Annotated in this window: 3 protein-coding genes; all 3 read right to left on the bottom strand. The window is 66.7% G+C overall.

Translation table 11 applies throughout. The features are described from left to right. Positions 1–52 precede the first annotated feature (52 nt). The gene (locus tag sphsw_RS04970; protein ID WP_031395278.1) at positions 53–931 is read right to left on the bottom strand and encodes a flagellin; all 879 of its coding nucleotides are present in this window, start codon (positions 929–931) and stop codon (positions 53–55) included. A gap of 157 nt (positions 932–1,088) precedes the next feature. Further along, on the bottom strand, positions 1,089–1,820 hold the full coding sequence (gene flgH, locus sphsw_RS04965; RefSeq protein ID WP_031439640.1) for a flagellar basal body L-ring protein FlgH: 732 nt from the start codon (positions 1,818–1,820) through the stop codon (positions 1,089–1,091). Between the two features lie 11 nt (positions 1,821–1,831). After that, positions 1,832–2,069 (bottom strand): flagellar basal body P-ring formation chaperone FlgA (gene flgA, locus sphsw_RS04960; RefSeq protein ID WP_031439639.1); only part of this gene is annotated, 238 nt, incomplete at its 5' end.

The following is a 2,069-nucleotide window of genomic DNA, read 5'->3' as shown; positions in this document are numbered from 1 at the left end:
CCCCCCCGCCGATGTGCTTGGGGGACTTGGCGGGATCGTGTCTCGTACCGGCTTACCGGAACAGCGAGGTGATCGTCTGCGGTGCCTGGTTGGCGATCGACAGCGCCTGAACGCCAAGCTGCTGCTTGACCTGCAGTGCCTGCAGCTTCGCCGATTCCTTGGCCAGATCCGCGTCGACCAGCTTGCCGACGCCGCTTTCGATCGCGTCCGACAGCTTGCTGGTGAACGTCATCTGTGCGTCGATCTTGCGCGACCCCGAGCCGAGATCGCTCAGCTTGGTGTTGAGCGAGCTGCCCAGCGTGTCCAGGGTATCGACCATCGCCTTGGCCTTGGCAGCCGTGTCGATTTCCGAATCCTGGCCGAGCACGCCGGTACCCACGCCCGCGGACGCGGTTTCCGTCGCCGGCAGGTCGATTTCCTGGTTGGCGATGGAGAGCGTATCGGGATCGTAGGTGTCGGTGCCGGTTGCCTTGTTGGTCAGCGACTGCAACGCACTCACGGTGCCGCCGCCGGTCTTGAGCAGGTTCGTACCGTTGAACTCGGACGAATCGACGATCGTGCTGATCTGGTCGCGAAGGGCGGTGAAGTCCTTGTTGTACGCAGCGCGGCTCTCGTCGCTGATGCCATCGTCCGACGCCTGCTTGGCGAGCGTCTTCATCTGGTTGACGACGTCCGAGATCTGCTCTGCGCCTGCGACCGCAACGTCGGCCACGCTCTTCGCCCGGCTGAGCGAGGAGTTGACCGCCTTGAGGCCACCCAGATCGCCGCGAAGGCCCTGGGCAATCGTGAAGGCTGCCGAATCGTCCTTGGTCGATGCGACGTTCAGGCCGCTGTTGATGCGGCTCTGGACGACGGACAGACCCTTGCTGGTCTCGTTGAGGGCCTGGAGGGCCGCCATCGCGCCAACATTGGTGTTAACGGACATTCCCATGATATTCTTCCTTCTGGAATAGTCGGTCGCTTCTGCGTCCTTGAGCCGTACGGCGGCTCGCCGACGGAGCGGTCAGATCCGACCCGCTCCTTATTCTGGGAAGAAATCCGGGTAGTTGGTCGCGCTGCGCGGATTATTTGCAGCGTGGGCACGCGCCTCAGAACGGAAAGAGGGCGTCGTAGATCTGCTGGCCCCAGCGTGCCTGCTGCGCCTGCGTCAGCTGGCCGCGGCCGCCATAGCTGATCCGTGCCTCGGCGATCTGCGTGTGGCGGATGCTGTTGTCGCGGCTGATATCCTGCGGGCGGACCATGCCGGTCACGATCAGCTCGCGCAGCTCGTAATTGACGCGGATCTCCTGGCGGCCGCGGATCATCAGATTGCCGTTGGGCAGCACGTCGGTGACGATCGCCGACATCGTCATGCTGATTGTTTCCGACCGGCTGATATTGCCCGATCCGTTGAACTGCGACTTCGAATTGCCGGCGATCAGCGGATCGGGCGTCGCGACGCCGAGCCCGAGTGCTGCGGTCAGCCCCGCATTCTCGGAGCCGCCGCGCGTGCGTGCGGTCGTGTTGCCGACCTCGGCGCGGTCCTGAACGTTGATCCGCACGGTCAGGATGTCGCCCTTGCGCGCGGCGCGCTGGTCGCCGAGAAACGCACCAGCGCCCGCGCGGAACAGCGATGCGTCGGGGGGCGCCAGCGCCAGCGGCGGCGCGGCCGGGCGACGGCTCGGCTGGCCGAGCGAATCCTCGGTCAGCGGGGTGTCGACCGCAGTCATCTCGCTGAGTTTCGGCGCCTTGCCGATCGTCTTGAGCTGGCCGATCGTGCCGCAACCCGACAGGGCGGTCGCGCCGGCGAGGATCAGGAACATCGTCGCGGGTCTGGTCATCGCATGTCTCCTCATTGCGCAGCGACGCGGACGCTGCCCGCGCCCGTGACGACGCCATCGACGCTGTGGTTGGTGGACAGCGCGACGACGCGGACGACATCGCCCATGCCGCCCGCCGCCAGCGCCCGCGCCGCGGTGGTGATCGCAAACCCGCGACCCTGGAGCGACAGCGTCACCGCCTCGCCGCGGCGCACCAGCCGGGGCGCGACGAGATCGCCGGCGCGGACCATCGTGCCGGCGGGCAGCGCG

The sequence above is a fragment of the Sphingomonas sp. FUKUSWIS1 genome (assembly GCF_000733135.1).
Taxonomy (GTDB): Bacteria; Pseudomonadota; Alphaproteobacteria; order Sphingomonadales; family Sphingomonadaceae; genus Sphingomonas; species Sphingomonas aerolata.
Note: the sequence above shows the minus strand (reverse complement) of the source record. Positions and strands in the feature narration are given on the sequence as shown.